This is a genomic window from bacterium (assembly GCA_022616075.1).
In the GTDB taxonomy this organism is placed as follows: domain Bacteria; phylum Acidobacteriota; class HRBIN11; order JAKEFK01; family JAKEFK01; genus JAKEFK01.
The window spans coordinates 43,587-64,072 of record JAKEFK010000402.1 but is presented as its reverse complement, the minus strand read 5'-3'; the positions used below and the strand labels follow the sequence as shown (position 1 = coordinate 64,072).

Annotated in this window: 17 protein-coding genes; 9 read left to right on the top strand and 8 right to left on the bottom strand. The window is 49.1% G+C overall.

Annotated features, from left to right (window positions below; all coding sequences use genetic code 11):
• Positions 1–21: 21 nt before the first annotated feature.
• The 3 genes from L0156_30855 to L0156_30845 all read right to left on the bottom strand — a co-directional run bounded on the left by L0156_30855 (position 22) and on the right by L0156_30845 (position 4,403).
• Entirely contained in the window at positions 22–1,272 is a 1,251-nt protein-coding gene (locus L0156_30855) for a VWA domain-containing protein (GenBank protein MCI0607401.1), read from the bottom strand.
• A 242-nt stretch (positions 1,273–1,514) separates the two neighbouring features.
• A complete protein-coding gene (locus tag L0156_30850) occupies positions 1,515–2,288 on the bottom strand; it encodes a LytTR family DNA-binding domain-containing protein (protein ID MCI0607400.1) in 774 nt (257 codons plus the stop codon).
• Positions 2,289–2,318: 30 nt separating this feature from the next.
• Positions 2,319–4,403 carry a histidine kinase gene (locus tag L0156_30845; GenBank protein MCI0607399.1) on the bottom strand — a complete coding sequence of 695 codons (2,085 nt, stop codon included), beginning with the start codon at positions 4,401–4,403 and terminating at the stop codon, positions 2,319–2,321.
• 208 nt (positions 4,404–4,611) lie between these two features.
• On the opposite strand from L0156_30845, the gene L0156_30840 reads away from it, so the two are divergent.
• Positions 4,612–4,866 carry a hypothetical protein gene (locus L0156_30840; protein MCI0607398.1) on the top strand — a complete coding sequence of 85 codons (255 nt, stop codon included), beginning with the start codon at positions 4,612–4,614 and terminating at the stop codon, positions 4,864–4,866.
• Here L0156_30840 and L0156_30835 read toward each other — a convergent pair.
• Positions 4,863–6,059, bottom strand: a complete 1,197-nt coding sequence (locus L0156_30835) for a serpin family protein (GenBank protein MCI0607397.1) — start codon at positions 6,057–6,059, stop codon at positions 4,863–4,865. The genes L0156_30840 and L0156_30835 overlap by 4 nt on opposite strands.
• A 135-nt stretch (positions 6,060–6,194) precedes the next feature.
• Between L0156_30835 and lsrF the strand changes: the two genes are divergently transcribed.
• From lsrF to L0156_30820, 3 genes are all read left to right on the top strand, one after another.
• On the top strand, positions 6,195–7,076 hold the full coding sequence (gene lsrF, locus L0156_30830) for a 3-hydroxy-5-phosphonooxypentane-2,4-dione thiolase (protein ID MCI0607396.1): 882 nt from the start codon (positions 6,195–6,197) through the stop codon (positions 7,074–7,076).
• A gap of 88 nt (positions 7,077–7,164) precedes the next feature.
• The gene (locus tag L0156_30825; protein MCI0607395.1) at positions 7,165–7,866 is read left to right on the top strand and encodes a ribulose-phosphate 3-epimerase; all 702 of its coding nucleotides are present in this window, start codon (positions 7,165–7,167) and stop codon (positions 7,864–7,866) included.
• Positions 7,859–9,964 (top strand): bifunctional aldolase/short-chain dehydrogenase, encoded by a 2,106-nt coding sequence (locus L0156_30820; GenBank protein ID MCI0607394.1) that lies wholly within the window; start codon positions 7,859–7,861, stop codon positions 9,962–9,964. The genes L0156_30825 and L0156_30820 overlap by 8 nt, the downstream gene beginning before the upstream one ends.
• Here L0156_30820 and L0156_30815 read toward each other — a convergent pair.
• Complete coding sequence (locus L0156_30815) at positions 9,918–10,595, bottom strand: hypothetical protein (GenBank protein MCI0607393.1); 678 nt, start codon at positions 10,593–10,595, stop codon at positions 9,918–9,920. The two genes, L0156_30820 and L0156_30815, sit on opposite strands and share 47 nt — an antisense overlap.
• A 63-nt stretch (positions 10,596–10,658) precedes the next feature.
• Positions 10,659–11,933 (bottom strand): NAD(P)/FAD-dependent oxidoreductase, encoded by a 1,275-nt coding sequence (locus tag L0156_30810; GenBank protein ID MCI0607392.1) that lies wholly within the window; start codon positions 11,931–11,933, stop codon positions 10,659–10,661.
• Between the two features lie 611 nt (positions 11,934–12,544).
• On the opposite strand from L0156_30810, the gene L0156_30805 reads away from it, so the two are divergent.
• The 4 genes from L0156_30805 (at position 12,545) to L0156_30790 (ending at position 16,650) form a co-directional block, all read left to right on the top strand.
• Positions 12,545–13,036 (top strand): hypothetical protein, encoded by a 492-nt coding sequence (locus L0156_30805; protein MCI0607391.1) that lies wholly within the window; start codon positions 12,545–12,547, stop codon positions 13,034–13,036.
• A 45-nt stretch (positions 13,037–13,081) separates the two neighbouring features.
• Positions 13,082–14,503 (top strand): NAD(P)/FAD-dependent oxidoreductase, encoded by a 1,422-nt coding sequence (locus L0156_30800; GenBank protein MCI0607390.1) that lies wholly within the window; start codon positions 13,082–13,084, stop codon positions 14,501–14,503.
• 17 nt (positions 14,504–14,520) lie between these two features.
• Positions 14,521–15,054: a serine/threonine protein kinase gene (locus tag L0156_30795; GenBank protein ID MCI0607389.1), complete on the top strand. Its 534-nt coding sequence runs from the start codon at positions 14,521–14,523 to the stop codon at positions 15,052–15,054.
• A gap of 69 nt (positions 15,055–15,123) precedes the next feature.
• A complete protein-coding gene (locus L0156_30790; protein ID MCI0607388.1) occupies positions 15,124–16,650 on the top strand; it encodes a hypothetical protein in 1,527 nt (508 codons plus the stop codon).
• Here the strand turns inward: L0156_30790 and L0156_30785 are convergent.
• Entirely contained in the window at positions 16,543–16,971 is a 429-nt protein-coding gene (locus tag L0156_30785; GenBank protein ID MCI0607387.1) for a BON domain-containing protein, read from the bottom strand. The two genes, L0156_30790 and L0156_30785, sit on opposite strands and share 108 nt — an antisense overlap.
• A gap of 152 nt (positions 16,972–17,123) precedes the next feature.
• Here L0156_30785 and L0156_30780 point away from each other — a divergent pair, with 152 nt between their 5' ends.
• Positions 17,124–17,312: a hypothetical protein gene (locus L0156_30780; GenBank protein MCI0607386.1), complete on the top strand. Its 189-nt coding sequence runs from the start codon at positions 17,124–17,126 to the stop codon at positions 17,310–17,312.
• A gap of 11 nt (positions 17,313–17,323) precedes the next feature.
• On the opposite strand, the gene L0156_30775 is transcribed toward L0156_30780, so the two are convergent.
• Positions 17,324–20,443 (bottom strand): efflux RND transporter permease subunit, encoded by a 3,120-nt coding sequence (locus L0156_30775; protein MCI0607385.1) that lies wholly within the window; start codon positions 20,441–20,443, stop codon positions 17,324–17,326.
• Between the last annotated feature and the right edge of the window lie 43 nt (positions 20,444–20,486).

Genomic DNA, 20,486 nt, shown 5'->3' with positions numbered 1-20,486 from the left:
CGTTTTCAACTGCGGATAGCTCTAATCCGAATACCCTTTCCGATGCCTTACTTTCATTCCGGGTCGCGCTACTTTTACTTCGATTTCATGGTAACCGCCTTTTTTCACGGAAACCGGAAGATTTGCGCACAGCAAGTATTGTTCGTTCATATCGCGAACGATTTCCGTTAGGCCCTTGTTGTAGTCCTGTCCATTTGTAAAGGAGATGCCGCCTGTTTCGCGGGCAACCAGGACAAGGGAATCCTGAAGTTGCTGGTTTCTCGAAAACGTTTTTAGTCCACGAGCAGCCTGAAGCGAGTCCATTTCCGCCCCACGCGCGCTCATGAGCAGGCCTTTTGCGTCCAGAGAATATATTGTGACATTCATCCGATTGAGGGCGCCAATAGTTCTTTTGATATCGTGTTGAAAATTAAAATTAGGCCGGTCGATCATAGCAAGATCGCCCGAACCCGCAACGAATCTCTCTTCGATGAGTTGATGGATCATGTCAAAGTACTGCTCTCCCGGACTAATCGGAAATCCTCCGCTTATATATAGAAGAGCAATGTGTCCCTGGAGCTGAGTTTCAGCAAGGTACCTGGCAATGCTCGTGAATGTATTCAGCGTGAGACGGCTTTGATTCTCTTCCTGTGCGGCAAAATTTCGAGCCAGCGATTGGGCAGCATGAAGGTTTTGAACCGGTCGTGTTCCAACACCTCTGTCAGCCAGCGGATTAGCGCCGTCGCTTGTCGTATCGAGTGGATACAAAAGCTCCAGCAACTGCTTCTCATTTGTCTCAACCGAAGCACCCAATGACATGTTGCCTTTCATTTTTCGGATCACGAGTACGAGTGCCTGGCGGTTAGAGGTCATTTTCTGAACCACTCCGAGATGCGCGTTCGGCAAAAGCGCAAAAACCATTCCCTGATCGTTATCGTGAAAAGAATCCAGAATGAAACGGGTAACGCTGTTTTTCAAAAAATCCATGTCGCCTGGAAGAGTATTCAGCAAGTCGAAAAAGAACACGAATTTGCGTCCCTGATTAGGATCTGATGCAGCACCTGACCCGGAATCCGATTCCTGAAATGATTTATCGAAACACTTCAATTCTCCAGGTTGGCCATCGATAAAAAGTTTGAAATCTTCGGATTTCAAATCGCTGACCGCCTTCCCCTGTTTGTCTGTTACCTTAACCCAGATTTCCAGAACTCCGACGTCAATTTGCTCTTCAACCTGTGCGAACAAGGCCCCCGCGAACAGAAACACGAGGAACAAGGTTACTAAACGTTTCATTGTGATTCTCCTCCGGCTAAAGTTCAGCTTAAAGGTTGAAACCGGACGGGAACAACATTTTTGGCACGGGAAGGAAGAAGTAAAACTTCAGTGGGATTCTGCGAGTATCTAAATAATCGTGGATCTTGATCGTAATCGTAATCTTGATCGCAGTCGTGATCGTTAAATCGGACTATCAATCGTGAATTACGAATATACGATTACGATTAAGATCACGATCAAGATAACGATCCACGATTCAGCTACAAAGGCCGGCCCAGCAATTCGTCAAGCCGCTGCCGGTAATGGCGGCTCAACATCAGCTCGGTTCCATCGTTCAACAGGATTTTGCAATCACCGTGAAACCAGGGTAGCAATTCTTTGATCCGGTCAACGTTTACAATTGTCGACCGGTGGATGCGCGCGAATTTGCCGGGATTCAAGTCCCCTTCCAGTGAGCTGATTCCTTCCCGAAGAAGATGTGATTCTTTGCCGGAGTGAATCGTCACATATTTGCCATGCGCTTCAATCCAGTCGATCTCCTGAGTCTTTAAAAAGAAAATGCGCCCTCCCGTTCGGATCACAAGGCGGTCCAGGTACTTGGGTCTTACCCGCAGCTCATCACGAATCGTCAGTAGCTCCTTTGTAATCGCTTTTTGTTGATTCTGGTGAATCATCTCCTTCGCGCGACTCACGGATTTTGCGAATCGCTCCCTGTCGAATGGTTTCAGCAGATAATCCAGCGCATGCACTTCAAACGCCTGGATTGCGTATTGATCGTAGGCAGTAACAAAAATAATTTGCGGTTGAAGCGCGGGATCGACCGCTTGCAAAACTCCAAAGCCATCCATCACCGGCATCTGGACATCCAGAAAAAGAAGATCCGGATGATGCTCCTCAATCGCTTTCACGGCTTCCTGACCACTCGTGCAAATCGCTACAACTTCAACTTCATCATCCGACTGAAGAAGACGGCGAATTCTGCGACAAGCCAGCGGCTCGTCATCAACGATGATTGTTTTAATTCTTTGATTCATGGTAAGGCGGACTGGAAGTCCGCGCTCCATCTAGCTCCCGTAAACAGTTGTTGCTGGGATCTGAAGTGTAACAATCAAACCTCCTTGCGGGTTGTTTTGCATTTGAAAACTGCATTCTTTGCCGTAAAGCTGCTGCAGTCGCATTCTGGTATTGGACATACCAACGCCTTCTCTGAAGTTCAACGCGGGAAGGCCCGGACCATCGTCCTCCACTTGAAGCAGAAGGGACCCGCTTTTGTGAGACGCGCGGATTTCAATCCTCCCCGCATCGGTGCGTGGAGCAATGCCATGACGAATCGCGTTTTCAACAATCGGCTGCAAAATCAAGTTGGGAACACGGTCCGCCAGCGCTTGAGGATCAATCTTCAGATCCACCGCCAGCCTGTTCTGAAAACGGACTTGCTGTATCTCAAGATAATTTTGCAGGAATTCCAGCTCTTTTTGCAGAGGAATTTGCTGGACATCGGAATTTTGAAAGGTAAGCCGCAAGAAATTTTCCAATCTCTTTAACATTTTTTCCGCCGCCTCCATGTCTTCATGCATTAGTTCTGATATGGAATTCAAGGTATTGAAAAGAAAGTGAGGGTGAAGTTGCATTTTCAGCGCTTGTACCTGAGCTTCCAGCAAATTGCCTTTGAGCTTTGCGGTTCGAAGCTCTTCCTGCAAATATTTCCAGTTGTATGCGAGCCCTTCCCGAACACCAAGGATTGCCCAGTAGGTGAGCATGTCAAATGGATGCGGGTAGCGAAGGAGCGATTCCAACAACATGGCCCAATTGCTCTCCATTCCGAACACCCATCGCTGCCCAAAGTACAAGAGAACCATGATGAGACTCACGGCAAAGCTGATAAGAAAATGCAGTGTAATATTTCTGGCAAGTTGAGCATGTCGAATCGGAATTCTTTCACCTAACCAGAAAATAATGGGAGTAAAAATTGCCCACCAGTACCACATTGCATAATCCTTGATATTGTTCATTACTTCTAATGGCTCTCCGGCGACTTTCCGCGCGATCAGCTCTCGCGCAAGAAAGAAGCTCATGATCAGAGTCCATAAAGCTGCAATTCCCCAGACTTTTTTCCAGAACGAAGGTTCAGACTGTTTGATTGATTTTTCTTGCAATGCCAGCGACCGGTGAAATTCCTCTAAACTTTCAACAGGAGTTCCTCTTTGCTGAATGGGTTGGTCCATCTGGTCTTCCGGAAGCAAGGGTATACGGAGAACCACAGGCTCTTTTTCATAGTTTGAGTAAGAGATCTTTAACTCCTTGCCCTCCAGAACGGCTTGCATATCCAGCCGTTTCTGAAGAGTGAATGTTTGAACGGTTTCCAGAAGAAGACGGTTCGGCACAAGAGTTCCAAAGGAATGAGGATCCACGTGAATGGAGATCTCCAGTTGCGGCGCGTACACGCGCTGAATGTCCAGATAGCTTCTGACAAGATCCAGTTCCTGTTGCAGCGTGACCTGCCCGGCGCAGGAATTCTCCAATGAAATGCGCAGAAAATCTCCGAGACGCGCCGTGAGTAGATCAGCAGATTCAATGTCTTTGCGAATCAAGCCCGAAATGGATTGCATCGTGTTGAAAAGGAATTCGGGATTCAATTTGGATTTCAACATTTGAAACTGAAGACGCGCCAGCTGCGATTCCAAATGTTCGGCGCGCAATTCTTCTTCACGGTGCCGTTGGTGAAAAATGTAGGCGTAGCAGGCAATCACGATCAGGAAATAGATTGCCGTGCGCATGTACAGCCTTGAAACAAAACCGTATTCAATCAGCGAAAAAACAGCATCGCCGGTAACGAAAGAGAGAATTAAGGATTGCACACAAATATTTGCAAGCGCGAATGAGAATCCAATCCCCAGGTGCGACAGAAAAACAAGAATACGGTTGCTGCGCCTCAGAGAAATGTGAGATGCAACGAAATAGATAGGAAAGATTGATAGAGCCCACAGGTACCACAAGGCCGCATCTGCAGGAACATTTGCAAATTTCATCACAGGGGAGGAGGGAGTCTGCTCCCAGGATGCCAGCGACCGCTGCGTAGCATTCAGAAGGATCAAAACCGTGGCCACTCCGAAAGCGAGCAGCAAAGTCCTCTTCGTATCCAGTTTCATCGGTGTCATCATATCATCGCGAGATTTTGTGGGCCGTTCGTATAGACATGAAATGGACATAGACGGGTACGGGATGGATTGTGTCGTGCGGGCGAGACGCCGCGCCACATCGCTTGGACAACGCTACTGCAAACTTTGTCAAAGATTTCGCTTGCCAGAGTAGCGGATTTTGTGGCAGGATAACTCAGATCTGGGGAGGCAGCCAGTTATGCTCGAATATGCTTTTTACGTGAATGTCCTGTTGTTTGCGATAGGCATTGCGCTGATTTTTCTTCTTATTTCCAAACAAAAAGAACATCCGCGTCTTGTTCGTGCGATTTTACTCGCGTATTTCCTTGTCGTACTTCAGTACAATTTTGAAAGATTCCGATTTGCCGGAGAATATCTGCTACTGGGTACAGCCGCATTCGCTTTGTTCGCGTGGGTACGCCAACCGATTCCTGCATCGGAAGAAACTTCCTAGACAGGATCGCTGACAGCTCCCATAAAGAGTACAGCACCGGTCGAGCCGTCCCGAATCGCAAAGAAAAAGGGACGATCCATGATCATTTGAAACGTCTTTTTGGGAATCGGCATCGATACGATTCGAACCTCGGTTGATGTGACGGCGGCTGCTTCAGTACCTTCTTCATTGACTTCCACAAAAGCCTTATGCTTAACCTCGCTGACGTACGGTCTTTGAGAGCCCGTGATCATTCCGCCGAAATCGGCTTGAGACGGATCAAATGCGTTTTTCATTCCGAGCGTTTTGAGCGCCTGATTCAACGTTGTTTCGTACTCGATTCGAAAACGCGGTAAACCGATGCTTCCTTCCGATTCTTCATACTGTGTCATCCATCTTTCCCAGTTTGCGTGAGTAAGAGTCTGATGAAACTTATTCAGCCCTACTTCTTTAGACGGAAGAAAAACGTGCATTTTCAAACGACCATCGCCATAAGGCAGAGCAACTGACTGAAATTCCGGTTGCTCCTGATACTGATACGTACCGCGCTGATGCATCATCTTCACATGCATTTGCTTTCCAGGAACCGTGACAAAGTTCTCTTCCTTCGTTTTTGCTGGATCGAATTCGATTGTCCATTTTCCCTTGAAGTAGATCGCATTGATGAGGAAAAGGACCGAATCGGCGCTAATCTGATCAATAATTTTCTCTATCTTGCCTCTTGTTTTGTTCTTGACCCACGAATTAATGGTTAACAGCGATTGGGGATCATTGAAATCGAGTTCACTAACTTCAGCAGCGTAGAAATTCTTATTTGTTTGCAAGAATTCAGGTTTGAAAGAAAGACCGCGCCTTGACCAGATTGAATTTGCAACATCGATCTCTACTTTCGGGTCAGGTTTTACCCATGTGTTTCGCCATTCACCGTAAGCACTGTTCAGCTCCTGCAGGCTCAATCCGCTGATCTGAAGAGCCTGCGCCATTTCCTGTTTGGTGTTCCCTTCCGCTCCATTGAATAACATGCTGAGACACCAGGATACGCTCGAGGGGGAGAAGAAGATGTTCCTGGTTTCCGCTCGCTGGTTGAGTTGGGAATACAAATTTAAACCAAACTTTGAATTGGCCGTAGCTACCTTCGTTGCCTGAGAAGTGACGGCCTGCATACTGAGCCCGAACGTCAATGCAAGCGCTGAAAAAACGATCCATTTTTGCATAGTTCCACCTCCGTATAATGAAACGCCCTATCTCTTAAAAAGATCTAAACATATTTGCAGTAAATCCACCCATGAGCTAAACTCACTAATCACTGGCCACCAGTCATTAGTCACTTAAAAAAAGGAGTTTTTATTATGCCGGAAGCCGATCAATCTGACGAGAAAAAGAATTTTCACCTGGACGTCCCTGTTCGGAACGAGCTCTTTTTTCTAAAAGGCTCCAATTCCTACGATTGGGGCATGAAAAATCGTTTGGCTCGCATTTTTCAGCCGAAATCCGGCAGGACACTCATGCTGGCTTTCGATCATGGCTATTTTCAAGGACCGACGACCGGTCTCGAGCGGTGCGATGTCACAATTCTTCCACTGGCCGAACATTCTGACGCACTCATGCTCACAAGAGGTATATTGCGGACCACAATACCAGCTGCCACCGGGAGGGCGATTGTGATGAGGGCCAGCGGCGGTCCAAGCATCCTGAAGGAGCTTTCCAACGAACAAATTGCCATCGATATTGAAGATGCCGTTCGGATGAATGTTTCCGCGATGGCGGTGCAGGTATTCATTGGTGGAGAATTTGAAACCCAATCGGTCCACAACATGACCCGTCTTGTCGATCAAGGACTTCGTTATGGCATTCCAGTTCTTGGTGTTACCGCAGTGGGCAAGGAGATCACAAGAGATGCGCGCTACATTGGCCTTGCAACGAGGATCTGCGCCGAGCTGGGAGCAACATTTGTAAAAACTTATTTTGTCCCCGGATTTGAAACTGTAACCTCCGGATGTCCTGTTCCCATTGTTATTGCAGGTGGCAAAAAACTACCGGAACGGGACGCATTGAAAATGGCGTATGATGCGCTCCAGCAGGGCGCCTCAGGAGTCGATATGGGACGAAATATTTTTCAATCCGCGTCCCCTGTCGCGATGATTCAGGCAGTAAGAAAAGTGGTTCATGAAGGATTCAACCCGGATCACGCTTACGAATACTTTCAAGATCTGAAACAAACAACAAAGTAGCGCGGGCGTCTCGCCTGCGATGATTATGAAATTACACCGCAATGATTGAAGCTGTAAATTCCACCCTTGTTCCTTTCAAGGAGGGGAGTTGACGCGACTGCTCGAGTCCATCAAGGAATCAGCGCCTACAATCAGCGCGGGAATCATTTCCGCAGATCTGCTGCAACTGGGTTCACAAATTTCGGCTCTGGAAAAAGCTGGAATCCGGATGCTTCACATCGATGTCATGGATGGATGCTTCGTGCCTCAAATGACTGTGGGGCCACCATTCATCAAGGCGCTGAAGACGCCATTATGGAAAGATGCGCACCTGATGATCCAGGATCCGCTGACAAAGGTGGCCGATTATGTCGCAGCCGGAGCGGATTTGATTACAGTGCATCTCGAATCGGACACACACATTCATCGGGTCCTGCAGCAAATTCGGCTTGCTGCCGCTTCCGCATCGCGTGAAGTGATTCGTGGAATCGCGTTGAATCCCGGAACTCCGCTGGAAACGCTCGAACCGCTTTTCGATGAGCTGGAGATAGTGCTCCTGCTCGCGATCAATCCTGGTTGGGGCGGTCAAAAACTTCAACCTACTAGCCAAAGACGCCTGGTCCGGTTAAAGGAAATGATCGCGGCTCACGGAAGTTTAATTCTGACAGCGATCGATGGTGGAATCACACGCGAAAACATCCAGGAAGTAGGCCGCTGGCGCGCAGACCTGGTGATCAGCGGCAGCGCGATTTTTGAACGCGGCGCGATTGCCGAAAACGCGTCCTCCATGTTGAACACTCTTCATGCATAACAAGTGGCAAGCCTCCGAAGAGAAACGCGTTATCGCGGAGTTTGCTCCTGCTACAGGATCTGATCTTGCGAGCTGCATCTACGTGTCCCGCCTTTTAGGGAATGAACCGGATCTCGTTCTGCATGGAGGCGGCAACACGTCCGTTAAAACAACAACGCTCGATGTTATGGGAGCGCCGCAAACAACACTCTTTGTAAAAGGCTCGGGATTCGATCTATCCGGTATCACATCGGAAGGTTTTTCGGGAATTCTGCTGGATCCATTAAAAAGGATGCGTTCGCTGGAGAAGCTTCCCGATAACGAAATGATCCGTGAGCTGCGGAGACATTTATTCAATCCCGATTCGCCTGTACCATCCGTCGAAGCTTTCCTTCACGCATTTATTCCTTCTAAATTCATAGTACACACGCACCCTGCTTCGATTCTTGGCCTGACGAACCAGGAAAATGCGGCCGCAAAGGTTCAAGAAGCCCTTGGGAGCAATGTTTCCACGGTTCCCTACGTTCGCGCGGGTTTCGGATTGGCAAAGCTGGCTGCGGAAGCATTTGACCGGCAATCGAAGGCGGCCGGTATGGTGCTGCTTCAACATGGTCTGGTTACATGGGGAGATTCGGCCGAAGAAGCATATGCGGCAACGATTGAGCTTGTTAGTAAAGCAGAGAACTGGTGGAACGGGCGGATGCCCGCAGCAAAAGATGTGAAGTCGACTTCTCTGGAAAGCGCATGGCAGCGCTATGTTCAGATCGCGCCAATGCTGCGCGGTATTCTGGCGGAACCAACCGGGGAGCAAGATCATCCGTTCCGGCGTTTCGTTTTGATTCCGTGGATCACGGCAGAAGCATTGGAGATGGTGGATGATCCGGGAGTAAAACAACTTGCCCTATCTCCGCCACTTACGCCGGATCATCTCATTCGCACAAAATCAATACCCGTTTTTATCGCTGATCCCAACTATGAAGATCACGCGAAACTGAAAGAACAGTTTCGTTCGGCAATTCAGGCTTACGCGCAAGACTATCAAGCTTATTTTGAACGACACGCGCATCGCATCGAATCAGGGGCGCGTCGCCTGGATCCTCTGCCTCGTGTCATTCTGCTTCCCGGAATCGGTGTCATCTGCGGTGGCGAAACCGAAAAGGCGGCGCTGATTGCGCGAGATATCATGGCTCAGTCCATCCATGTAAAAAGATGGTTTGCTTTGAGTGGAATTAAATACCGTGGCCTGGAAGAAGATCATTTGTTCGACATGGAATATTTCTTGATGCAGCAAGCAAAACTAAAAATTCACGATGTGCCATTACAGCGCCAGGTCGCAATCGTGACCGGCGCTGCCGGTGCGATTGGAATGGGTATAACGGAAGCGCTTCTTCAAAACGGCTGTCATGTGGCACTTACTGATCTACCGGGAGAGCATTTGGACCAGAGCGCGTCAAAATTGAAGAAGCGCTTTCCGAATCAAGTCTTTTCCGCTGGCATGGACGTCACTGATCCGCAATCGGTTCAGCGTGGCTTCAACGAAGTGATTCGGCAGTGGGGCGGTGTAGATCTCGTGATTGTGAATGCAGGTGTCGCGATGGTTTCTTCGTTGGCCGAAATGGATCTTGACGGGTTCCGGCGTTTGGAGAAAGTGAATGTCGAAGGAACACTGCTGGTGCTTCGCGAAGCGGCGCGCCTGTTTCAACTTCAGGGCACCGGTGGTGATGTGATTCTCATTTCCACAAGAAACGTTTTTGCTCCCGGCGCAAAATTCGGAGCCTACAGCGCGACCAAAGCGGCAGCACATCAACTTGCGCGCATAGCGAGTCTGGAGCTTGCCGATCTTGGCGTGCGCGTAAACATGGTTGCTCCCGATGCTGTTTTTTCGCACGGCCAGGTGAACTCAGGATTGTGGGCTGAAGTCGGTCCGGACCGGATGAAATCACGCGGGCTCGATCAGGCAGGACTCGAAGACTACTACAGAAACCGGAATCTGCTGAAAGCAAGAATTACTGCGGAGCATGTCGCGCGTGCTGTACTTTTCTTTGCAACACGCAAGACCCCAACCACGGGAGCTACGCTTCCGGTGGACGGCGGTCTCCCCGATTCAACACCACGTTAGTCCAGCGCCTCGGCTCCAGTTTAGGCGGGCGTTTCCCGTGTCGGATCGCTCCGTCAACCGGACTATATTGCAGCTCGGTATTCGATTCGACGCACCGCAACATGAGTCCCCCTCGGCTCATATCACCTCGCCCCACAAATTCCACAGGAAATTTTAGACGGTCACCGAAAATTTCCAGGAGCAACTCCACATATTTTTTTGAACTGATGCTCCCCAAAAGGACAACTTCCGAATCTGACGGCAATTTCGCGGCTACTTCGATCGCTGATTTTCGAAGTGCTTCAGCGTATCGCGCGCTCGCAGGATCAATCGGTACTTCGCTGAAGGATTGCAAATCTTCTTTGGTAACCAGCGTTTCAACGTTCAAAAGACCGCGATCTGATGTGATGACAAGGACGCCTGGGATCTTTTCGGGACTTTTGCAAAATTGATTTGCGTATGCCAGCTTGCCACGAAAGTAGAGGCCGCTGACAAAGCTGAAAACTTCACCGATTGGCGCTCCCGCGTCTTTGAATCGCACGGCCAGTTCAAAACTTGCGCGCGGGCTGTAAAGCATCTCAGCTCGCCTGCCCGTTGCGTTGGCGGGAGAAAGAATAAAGATCCGATATCCAGTGCCAAAGTCATGAGTCATGAGTAATGAGGCCTGTTAAGCCGGTCTCATTGCTCATCACTCATTGCTCATTACTTTCCAATATTAGCGAACCTTGGTTTCTGTTTCCACCGTGCCTTCATAATAGGTGATCAGGCGGGCACTTGTTCGAAGTCCGATGTAGGACCACGCCCACTGCAGAAGCACGAATAGACGGTTCCGGAAGCCAATCAGGAAGAAAATGTGAATGAGTAGCCAGCCCAGCCAGGCAATGAAACCGGAGAATTCCATTTTCCCGCGACTGCCGATCGCGGCCGCTCTACCAATCGTGGCAAGACTCCCTTTGTCTTTGTAAACGAACGCCGATTGTTTAGGACGATTTTTACTGATCGCGAGAATTTGTTTTGCCGCGTAACGTCCCATTTGAATTGCTGCAGGAGCAACGCCAGGGACCTGTTTGCCTTCACCATCGGTCAATGAAGCCAAATCACCCACCACAAAAATTTCGGGATGGTCCTTCACCGTAAGGTCCGGAGTGACTCTCACCCGCCCTGTCCTGTCAAGCTCAGTTCCCAGAGTACGGCCAAGAGGCGATGCAGCCACCCCTGCTGCCCAAAAAATACGATGCGTTTCGATCCGTTTTTCACCGATGTAAACAGCATCCGGTTCCAGTCGAGTCACGAGTGAATTTGTCCAAACCTCCACTCCCAGTTTTTCAAGTTGTTTCTGCGCGCTCGCAGAAAGTCGTTCTGAATACGCCGGAAGAACACGCGGTCCGCCTTCCAGCAACAAAATTTTTGCGGATGCCGGATTGATGTGGCGAAATTCTCGCGACAAAACTCGTCTGGACATTTCACTCATTGTTCCGGCCAGCTCCACTCCGGTGGGTCCCGCTCCTACGATCACGAAATTCAAGAGAGCAGTTGCTTTCTTGGGATCACGTGCTTTTTCAGCCTCTTCAAACGCCGTGAGAAACATTCGTCGGATCTGCACCGCATCTTCCAGCGTCTTCAAACCAGGAGCAATTTGCGCCCAATCTTCATGCCCAAAATAAGCGTGCGTTGCGCCAGTTGCGACAATTAGAAAATCGTACAAGATTTCGCCGCCACGGTAGTGGACGGTTCGTGCCGGAACATCAACGCGTTCCACTCCTGCCAACAACACCTCGATGTTTCTGCATTTCCGGAAAACGTGGCGGATCGGCTGCGCAATATCACCTGGTGACAAACCGGTGGTTGCTACCTGGTATAGCAACGGCTGAAACAGATGATGGTTGCTCCGATCGAGAATTGTCACGCGAACAGCCTCATTGCACAATTCCCTCGCTGCATACAGTCCCGCAAATCCTGCTCCGATGATCACAACGCGGGGTTTCTCCATTCGAATCTCTCTTTCAATATATCGCAGTGTAACCAAAGAGATAGTAGCAAGGCTGGAAGCCGAGGTTGTTGATGAAGGCTGGAAGCCTGCGCTCCATTGGCATAGACATTGCTCTCGCCACGTTGCATGGAAATGCTTTGCACGCTATTTGGCCATGATCTAAACGGTTGTGACGATCTCGTTCTATCCAACAGGAGGACTCGAATTCGTCACATTCTTGGCTGTTTCTTCGGTGGCCATACCTATACATTTCTGGGCTCGCGCAACAACCACGATGAATACATGTGTACGCGTTGTGGTCATCCTCTCCTGTTTCACAAAGAAGAAAACACTTTTTCAAGCAGGCAAACCTTCAAAAAGAAAGTCCGATACCTTTGCAATCTCTTCGGACACAAAGTTCATCCCGTTACGCAACGCCAATCCTTCTGGGAATATGCCTGCTTTTGCGGACATTCGTTTTTAAAAAAGGAACGCGAAGTGAGGAAGATCACTCATCCTCTAGCCTGCCTTTTTGCGGGACACTTTATCGAAAAAATTGAAGACCGCAGGAATTGTTCGGAGTTTTCGTGCACCGTCTGCGGCCACACCTTTCTTCTTGGGCAAACTCATGTGTGATAACTTCGCGCTGTTTGCTCTCCTTGCAGTTCTTTACGAATACTGCACTCCCTTTTCCATTTGAACCTGTTTTACTATTCCACATTGACAAATATCCTGCCATTGTTCTGGTCCTTACGGGAAGCATTTGCGCTGCCGCCGGTGGAAATATCGATCAGCTCTTAGCGAATAGAATTCGCAAGCGGTTAATGAACAAGTTTACAGAAGCTCGCTCCTATTTTTATGTTGCCACGTTCCTTTTTGCGCTCCTTCCACTTCCCTTTTCAGTCATTCGTGTCAGCTTGCTGAAGATCAAACCGAAAAGCGCCTATTACGGATCGGCCATTTTTGCCGGACGGTTTATCCGCTATTCGTTGATAACCAGAATATTGGAGACGAATTATAACGTTGGGATACTTATTGTCCTTTTACTGATTTCCAGCGGCTGGCTTCTGGGTAGAGTCCTGCGGCGACACATCGAAATTCGAACAAGCCCTAGCAACGTCTGACTAAGACGTAGCGCAACAGTTCCAGAATGCGGTATTTTAAGCTAGATGAGCTACGACGTTGTCGTTATTGGATCGGGCCCTAATGGATTGAGCGCAGCCATTGAAGTGGCTCAGGCAGGATTAACGGTATGCGTGCTCGAAGCGAATGACAGAATTGGGGGAGGCGTAAGAGCGGAAGAGTTAACGCTTCCCGGCTATTTGCATGATGTATGCTCCGCAATTCATCCGATGGCAATCCTTTCTCCCTTTTTTCAAAAACTGCAATTAAAACAATTCGGGCTTCAGTGGATTTTTTCTCCTGCAGCAGTCGCTCATCCGCTGCCGGATGGTTCTGCGGCGATTTTGTACAAAGACATCAACCGGACAATCGAGAATTTGGGAAATGATGCGAACAGGTGGCATGACCTGTTCGCTCCATTCACTCGATCCCCTTTTGCGCTTTTTTCTGAGATTCTGCGGCCGATCAGAATTCCACAAAGACCATTTTTGATGGCGAAGTTCGGACAACTTGCGCTGCGATCCTGTGTGGATCTCGTCCATCACAATTTTTCGAATCAGCATGCGCGCGCGCTTTTTGCCGGATGTGCCGGACATTCATCTTTGCAGCTGGAAGCAAAAGGAAGCGCTTCCTTTGGTCTGGCTCTGGCAATTGCAGGCCATGCTGTCGGTTGGCCTTTACCTGCCGGCGGTTCGCAGAAAATTGCAGACGCGCTTGCGGCCTGTTTGTGGAAATCAGGGAGTGAAATCAAGACCGGGCACAAAGTGAACTCCCTGCGAGATCTACCTCAAGCCCGCTGCTACATATTTGATGTGACACCGAGGCAACTTCTGAGCATTACTGAGAACGCTCTCCCCTCTCGTTATCGCCACAAATTATCGGTATTCAAATACGGCCCTGGAGTTTTCAAAATGGATTGGGCGCTGAGCGCTCCCATTCCCTGGAAAAATCCGGATTGCCTGCAAGCTGCTACTGTTCATGTGGGCGGGACTTTGGAAGAGATTGCGCAGGCAGAAGCGGAAGTATGGCAAAACAAACATCCGGAGCATCCCTTTGTTTTAGTCGCACAACAAAGTTTGTTCGACAGCAGCAGGGCTCCCGCCGGCAAACACACAGCATGGGGATACTGCCATGTTCCGAATGGATCGAATTTCGACATGGCAGAAAAGATAGAGCGGCAGATCGAAAGATTTGCGCCTGGTTTTCGGGATGTGATTCTCAATCGCCATACGATGTCTACAGCGCAGCTCGAAGCGCACAACGCGAATCTTGTCGGTGGAGACATTGCCGGTGGTGCAAACAGTCTCCGGCAATTTCTAGCAAGGCCAACACTACGATGGAATCCCTACGCGACTCCAAATTCCAAAATCTTTATTTGCTCTTCTTCTACACCCCCCGGTGGAGGCGTTCATGGAATGTGCGGCTACCTGGCAGCTCGCACAGCGCTTAGAAGAGTTTTCCGGAAGTAATATAATCAAGAAAATCAATGGGTTTATCTTCAGGTTCGCAGCTCGGTCCATACGTAATTCTGGAAACAATCGGAACAGGTGGAATGGGCGAAGTCTACCGCACTCACGATCCCAGAATTGGCCGTGACGTCGCCGTTAAGTTACTCTCTCCTTCCTTTGTAGAAGACAAAGTGCACCAGCGAAGATTTGAACAGGAAGCGCGAGCAGCAGGAGCGCTCAATCATCCTAATATTGTAGTACTTCACGATGTGGGCACGAATGATGGTTGTCCGTATCTTGTGAATGAACTGCTTGAAGGAGAAACTCTTCGGGACCGTTTGAGAAATTCGCCACTTTCGGTAAAGAAAGCGCTGGAATACTCGGTTCAGATCACGCAGGGATTGGCTGCTGCTCATGAGAAAGGAATCGTTCATCGCGATTTGAAGCCAGAAAATATTTTCATTACAAAAGATGGCAGGCTGAAGATTCTGGATTTCGGGCTTGCCAAGCTGATGCGGCCGCATGGATCCGTATCAAAAACCAGTTTGCTGAGTTCCACACAGTTCCCTTGACCTCCGGCAGAGATCAATTTCCGCGCTTTTCTCCAGATGGCGCTTCCATCCTTTTTGTGCGACAGGAAAATGAGATGCGTTCGCTGTATAAGGGTTTCGTTTCTCGGTGGCGAACCATTAAAAGTTTTGCCCGATGTTTATGATGCGGATTGGGCGCCCGATGGAAAACGAATCGTTTTCGTGCGCCAGATCAGCAAGAACCAGCAATATTTTTCCTCAATTGGCATCGCAGAAATTCAAGGAGGCAAGACTCAGCAAATCGCGCGCATCGAAAATCGCATGTTTCAACCGCGATGGTCTCCCGATGGAGGAAACATAGCTGTCGTTAATGGCGATTCACCCGGCTCCATTTTGATGATCGACGTCGCAACTTCAAAACAGAGGTGGTTGAAGCTTCCCGCGCCGGAAGGAAGTATTTCCACGGCTGCATGGACTGATTCCGATCATCTGGTCTATCTGAAATCAGACAGCGTTACTCCCGGTGTTATCGCATCTCCGGGAATCCTGTTGCGCCACAACATTCACTCAGATCAAGCGGATGCATTATTTTCCGTTCCCAATTGGGGACAGAGTTTGGACCGGATTGGAACGAACGGAATCGTTTTTACTGCCAGCGCTGCGCGTCAGAGTTTATGGGAAGTGCCGCTGGATTCGAAGGAAGAATCGCCCCGTTGGCTCACGCACGGGAATAGCATAGATAGACAGCCCGCTTATTCGCCGGATGGTGAATGGGTGATCTTCTCCTCCAGCAGAAGTGGAAATCTTGATCTCTGGAAAATTCATACATCAACGGGGGCACTCAAAAGAGTGACAGATCATCCTGCGGTCGATTGGGATCCAGCTTTTACGCGCGATGGGAAAAAGATTATCTGGAGTTCTTCACGAAGCGGTCATTTTGAAATCTGGACCGGAGATGCGGATGGGGCCGGAATCCGGCAACTAACATCCGATGGAATTGACGCGCAAAATCCGACTTCCACGCCGGACGGCGAGTGGATTGTGTACGCAAGCAGTAATCCAGCAAAGAGCGGTATCTGGAAGATTCGATCAGACGGCTCAGGGTCCACGAGGTTATGGACAGGAAATAGCGCGCTTCCTGAGGTCTCCTGGGATGCTCAATATGTTGCTTTCGCGGAAGATTTGAACATCACGAAAATCAGCGTTGTTCGAATATCCGACGGGACCAGATTTCCCTTTGTCGGCGCGGCTGGAAGTCAACTTGTGACAAGCGCGATCACGCCTGGAAGACTGAGGTGGATGCCTCAAAAGAATGCGATCGCATTTGTTTCGCAAAATGAAGGAGGACTTCCAGGTATTTTCGAACAGATGTTCATTCCGAATCGTGACACAAAGAACACACGGAAACCAATTACAGGTTTTGATTCACATCTGTTTACCGAATCCTTTGGGATTTCTCCGGATGGTTCCCGGATCACCATTTCCCGGCTGGACCTTCTTCAAAGCTTGATGGTTGCGGAAAACCTGCCACTACTGCTTGATCGTCAGATTCGATTTCACGCTCTTTACACCGCTCACGGTCTTCGCAATTTCAACCGCACGGTCCGCCTCCGCCTGACTGGAAACAGCGCCATTTAACGTCACGTGACCGTGGCTCGTATCTACGTCAATGGCAGATGCAGACACCTGTTCATCGTTTGCGAATTTCATCTTGATAGCGGAGGTAATACTTCCGTCTTCAATTTCCTCGCCAACATCTTCCGCCTTATCACCGACTTCTTCGGCAGCTTCGGTTGTTCCTTCCTTAATGGCTGTGCCGGTATTTTTCGCCGTGGTGCACGCAAAGAACAACCCCAGCGCGAGAATAAAGATCAATATCCACTGCAAGTTTCGCATGATCTGGTTCCTCCATAAGTGATTACCTTTTACATAAAATAGTCTCGACGTGATCTTTACCATTGCTTTTCCTCCGTCCTTTTGTAGTGAAACGAGCGACAGGACTTCATTTTTTACTACAGAGCAAACACCTCTCTTTTCTACAACCCTTTTACAGGAAATGCGGTTATCGCTTCTCGAGAGAAGATCTACTTTCTGTTTATAGGAGAGAAAAAATGAATCAACAAATTGATCTACTCTACGATCTCAAGCAGAAGTTCCAATTTCTCACCTTTATGACGGATAGAGAAATCGAGAATTTTCTATCCATCGTTGCAGCAGTCGCCGTCGGCACTTCGATCAGTCCGGACGAAATTCTCCGGGAAATTGAAAAAGAATCCTGTAAGAATCTGGCATTTTGCTAGGAAAGACTGAACTACTTTGCCTCGGCAGTTTCCATCAAAATCCGCGCTGGATCTTTTTTCCGCTTCAAGAATGTCTGGAAGTGATCCAGGTACACAAAAAACACAGGTGTAACGTAAAGCGTCAGAATTTGTGAAAACAGCAATCCACCCACAACCGCCAAACCAAGTGGTTGGCGAGCTTCTGCTCCCGCTCCGATCCCCATTGCAATGGGAAGAGTGCCAAGCAATGCGGCCATGGTTGTCATCATGATCGGTCGGAAGCGAACCATGCAAGCTTCATGAATCGCGCTCTTCGCATCTTTGTGTTCGTTTCTCTGAGCTTCCAGCGCGAAATCAACCATCATGATCCCGTTCTTCTTTACAATTCCGACCAGCATGATGATGCCTATGAACGCGTAAAGGCTTAACTCACTTCCAAAGATAAATAGCGTGAACAATGCGCCAAATCCAGCAGAAGGCAACGCTGTGAGGATCGTGATGGGGTGGATGAAACTTTCGTACAAGATTCCCAACACCATGTAGATCACAAGAATCGCCATGATCAGCAATAGACCGAGGCCCGCGAAAGAAGATTGGAATGCTTGAGCTTGACCCTGAAAACTGGTGGTAATTGTTTCAGGAAGCATGTTTCGCGCAAGCTTGTTGATTTCAGCAACGGCATCTCCAATCGCAACGCCCGGTTTCAAATTAAAGGAGATGGTGACCGCAGGAAGTTGTCCGGAGTGACTGACAGACAACGGACCCAAACCTGGCTCGAGTTTGGCCAGTGCATCCAACGGGACCAGCTCATTTCGCGAGGAACGGATGTAGAGCATCGACAAAGCTGCTGGATCTCTTTGATATTTCGGATCCAATTCCAGAATGACCTGATAGCTGTTGTTTGGCGCGAATATTGTAGAAATCTGGCGCGAGCCGTATGCGTAATAGAGAGCATCTTCCACCTGCTCTGCGGTTACGCCAAGAGACGAAGCCTTGTCCCGGCCAATGTCAACACTCACTTGAGGATTCTTGATTAACAGGTCGCTGGTGACGTCCTGCAGTCCGGGAATTTGCCGAATCTTGGCTTCCAACTTTGGCCCGTGTTCATACAACTCGCCGAAATCGGGACTTTTGAGCGTGAACTGGTAAAGACTCTTGCTCAGTTGACCTCCGATACGAATCGGCGGTGGATTCTGCAAAAAGACAATCATGCCGGGGATCTTTGCCAATTCCGGCCGCAATTCTTGAATCACTTCATCGACCGATGATTCCCGTTCATCGCGCGGTTTCAAACGCAAGAAAACAATACCCTGATTGCTTCCTGTAAAACCACGCGAACCGATTGTAGAAAAGAAACGGTCTACATTCGGATTTTGCTGAATCGTTTGCATGACTTTTGTCTGGTGTTCTTTCATCGATTGAAAGGAAATCCCCTGGGCTCCTTCTGTGAAACCGAAGATCTGTCCCGTATCGGAGCTTGGCAAGAAGCCGGCAGGTATGATCCGAAACAGGAAAACGGTTGCAATAAGCATCAGCACAGACACTGCCACGGCAGTCAGGCCATGATTCAGTACCCAGCCCAAGGTCTTCCCGTACCAATTCACGGAGTAATCGAACACTCTTTCTGAAGCCCGGTAGAAGCGTCCGTGCTGATCGGCAGGAGTATGTTTGAGAAACCGGCTGCAGAGCATCGGGGTTAAGGTTAATGAAACAAATCCACTGATCAGAATTGCAACACCGATTGTCACAGCAAATTCATTGAAGAGTCGACCCGGGATGCCACCCATAAACAAAATCGGGATGAAGACTGCTGCAAGCGAAAGGGTCATGGATAATATCGTGAAACCCACTTCTTTAGATCCTTCCAAAGCAGCCTGCAATTTGCTCTTTCCCATCTCCATATGCCGAACGATGTTCTCCAGCATGACAATAGCGTCATCCACAACGAAACCAACCGAGAGGGTTAGCGCCATCAACGAAAGATTATCCAGACTGTAATCAAGCAAATACATTACCGAAAAGGTACCGATAATCGACATCGGCAATGCAAGACTGGGGATCACGGTTGCGGAGAGGTTGCGCAGGAAAAGGAAAATGACCAATATGACCAGACAGAGGGTTAAGTAAAGTGTGAATTGAACATCTTCAACCGATTCCTTAATGGACTGCGAACGGTCGAACAAAATGTGCAATTGCGCCGAAGCAGGAATCTGTTGTTGGAAAAGCGGAAGCAAACGCGTGACGTTGCCCGCAACTTCTACGGTATTCGTACCAGGCTGTCTTTGAATCGCGAGCACCAGGGAACGAGTGAGTTGTTTCCTGTCCCCAAACCATGCTGCGGTTTTATTGTTTTCAACACTGTCACTGATCAATGCAATGTCATCCAGACGAACCGGCGAACCGTTTCTGTAAGTCACAACAAGCGGGCGGTAAGCGGAGGCTTGCATCAGTTGTCCGGAAGTTTCCACAGTGAAGGCTTTGTGTGGACCGTAGAGGATGCCGGTTGGCATGTTCACATTGCCTCTTTGAATAGAGGAAGCAACTTCATCGATCCCAATTCCGCGCGATACGAGAGCTTTCGGATCAACCTGAATGCGAACCGCATATTTCTGCGCGCCATAGACTTGAACCTGGGCAACTCCACTGACTGTGGAGATCCGTTGCGCCATGATCGTCTGTCCATATTCATCCAGCGTGGACATAGGAAGCGTTGGCGATGTAAGGGCGATGTACATAATCGGCTGATCGGCTGGATTCACTTTCTGATAAGTGGGCGGACTCGGCATATCCGGGGGCAACTGATTCACAGACCGTGAAATCGCCGTCTGAACATCCTGGGAAGCAGCATCAATATCGCGGCTCAAATTGAACTGCAGGGTAATCGTGCTGACTCCTTGCGCGCTGTTGGAATTCATGGAATCCAAACCCGCGATCGTCGAAAATTGCCGCTCCAGCGGTGTCGCAACCGCGGATGCCATTGTCTCCGGACTTGCTCCCGGCAAAACCGCTGAAACCTGGACGGTCGGAAAGTCCACGTTCGGCAGATCGCTTACAGGAAGCAAGCGATACGACATGACTCCAAAAAGCAAAATAGCAATCATAGCCAGTGTGGTCATGATCGGACGCTTAATGAATACTTCTGAGATGCTCATAATGATGCCTCCTTGATCGTAAGGGCGACCCTTGTGGTCACCC

Coding starts and splice junctions, on each gene's coding strand:
- L0156_30855 (MCI0607401.1), bottom strand. CDS start 1,272: ATGAAACGTTTAGTAACCTTGTTCCTCGTGTTTCTGTTCGCGGGGGCC.
- L0156_30850 (MCI0607400.1), bottom strand. CDS start 2,288: ATGAATCAAAGAATTAAAACAATCATCGTTGATGACGAGCCGCTGGCT.
- L0156_30845 (MCI0607399.1), bottom strand. CDS start 4,403: ATGAAACTGGATACGAAGAGGACTTTGCTGCTCGCTTTCGGAGTGGCC.
- L0156_30840 (MCI0607398.1), top strand. CDS start 4,612: ATGCTCGAATATGCTTTTTACGTGAATGTCCTGTTGTTTGCGATAGGC.
- L0156_30835 (MCI0607397.1), bottom strand. CDS start 6,059: ATGCAAAAATGGATCGTTTTTTCAGCGCTTGCATTGACGTTCGGGCTC.
- lsrF (MCI0607396.1), top strand. CDS start 6,195: ATGCCGGAAGCCGATCAATCTGACGAGAAAAAGAATTTTCACCTGGAC.
- L0156_30820 (MCI0607394.1), top strand. CDS start 7,859: ATGCATAACAAGTGGCAAGCCTCCGAAGAGAAACGCGTTATCGCGGAG.
- L0156_30815 (MCI0607393.1), bottom strand. CDS start 10,595: ATGACTCATGACTTTGGCACTGGATATCGGATCTTTATTCTTTCTCCC.
- L0156_30810 (MCI0607392.1), bottom strand. CDS start 11,933: ATGGAGAAACCCCGCGTTGTGATCATCGGAGCAGGATTTGCGGGACTG.
- L0156_30800 (MCI0607390.1), top strand. CDS start 13,082: ATGAGCTACGACGTTGTCGTTATTGGATCGGGCCCTAATGGATTGAGC.
- L0156_30795 (MCI0607389.1), top strand. CDS start 14,521: ATGGGTTTATCTTCAGGTTCGCAGCTCGGTCCATACGTAATTCTGGAA.
- L0156_30790 (MCI0607388.1), top strand. CDS start 15,124: ATGAGATGCGTTCGCTGTATAAGGGTTTCGTTTCTCGGTGGCGAACCA.
- L0156_30785 (MCI0607387.1), bottom strand. CDS start 16,971: ATGGTAAAGATCACGTCGAGACTATTTTATGTAAAAGGTAATCACTTA.
- L0156_30780 (MCI0607386.1), top strand. CDS start 17,124: ATGAATCAACAAATTGATCTACTCTACGATCTCAAGCAGAAGTTCCAA.
- L0156_30775 (MCI0607385.1), bottom strand. CDS start 20,443: ATGAGCATCTCAGAAGTATTCATTAAGCGTCCGATCATGACCACACTG.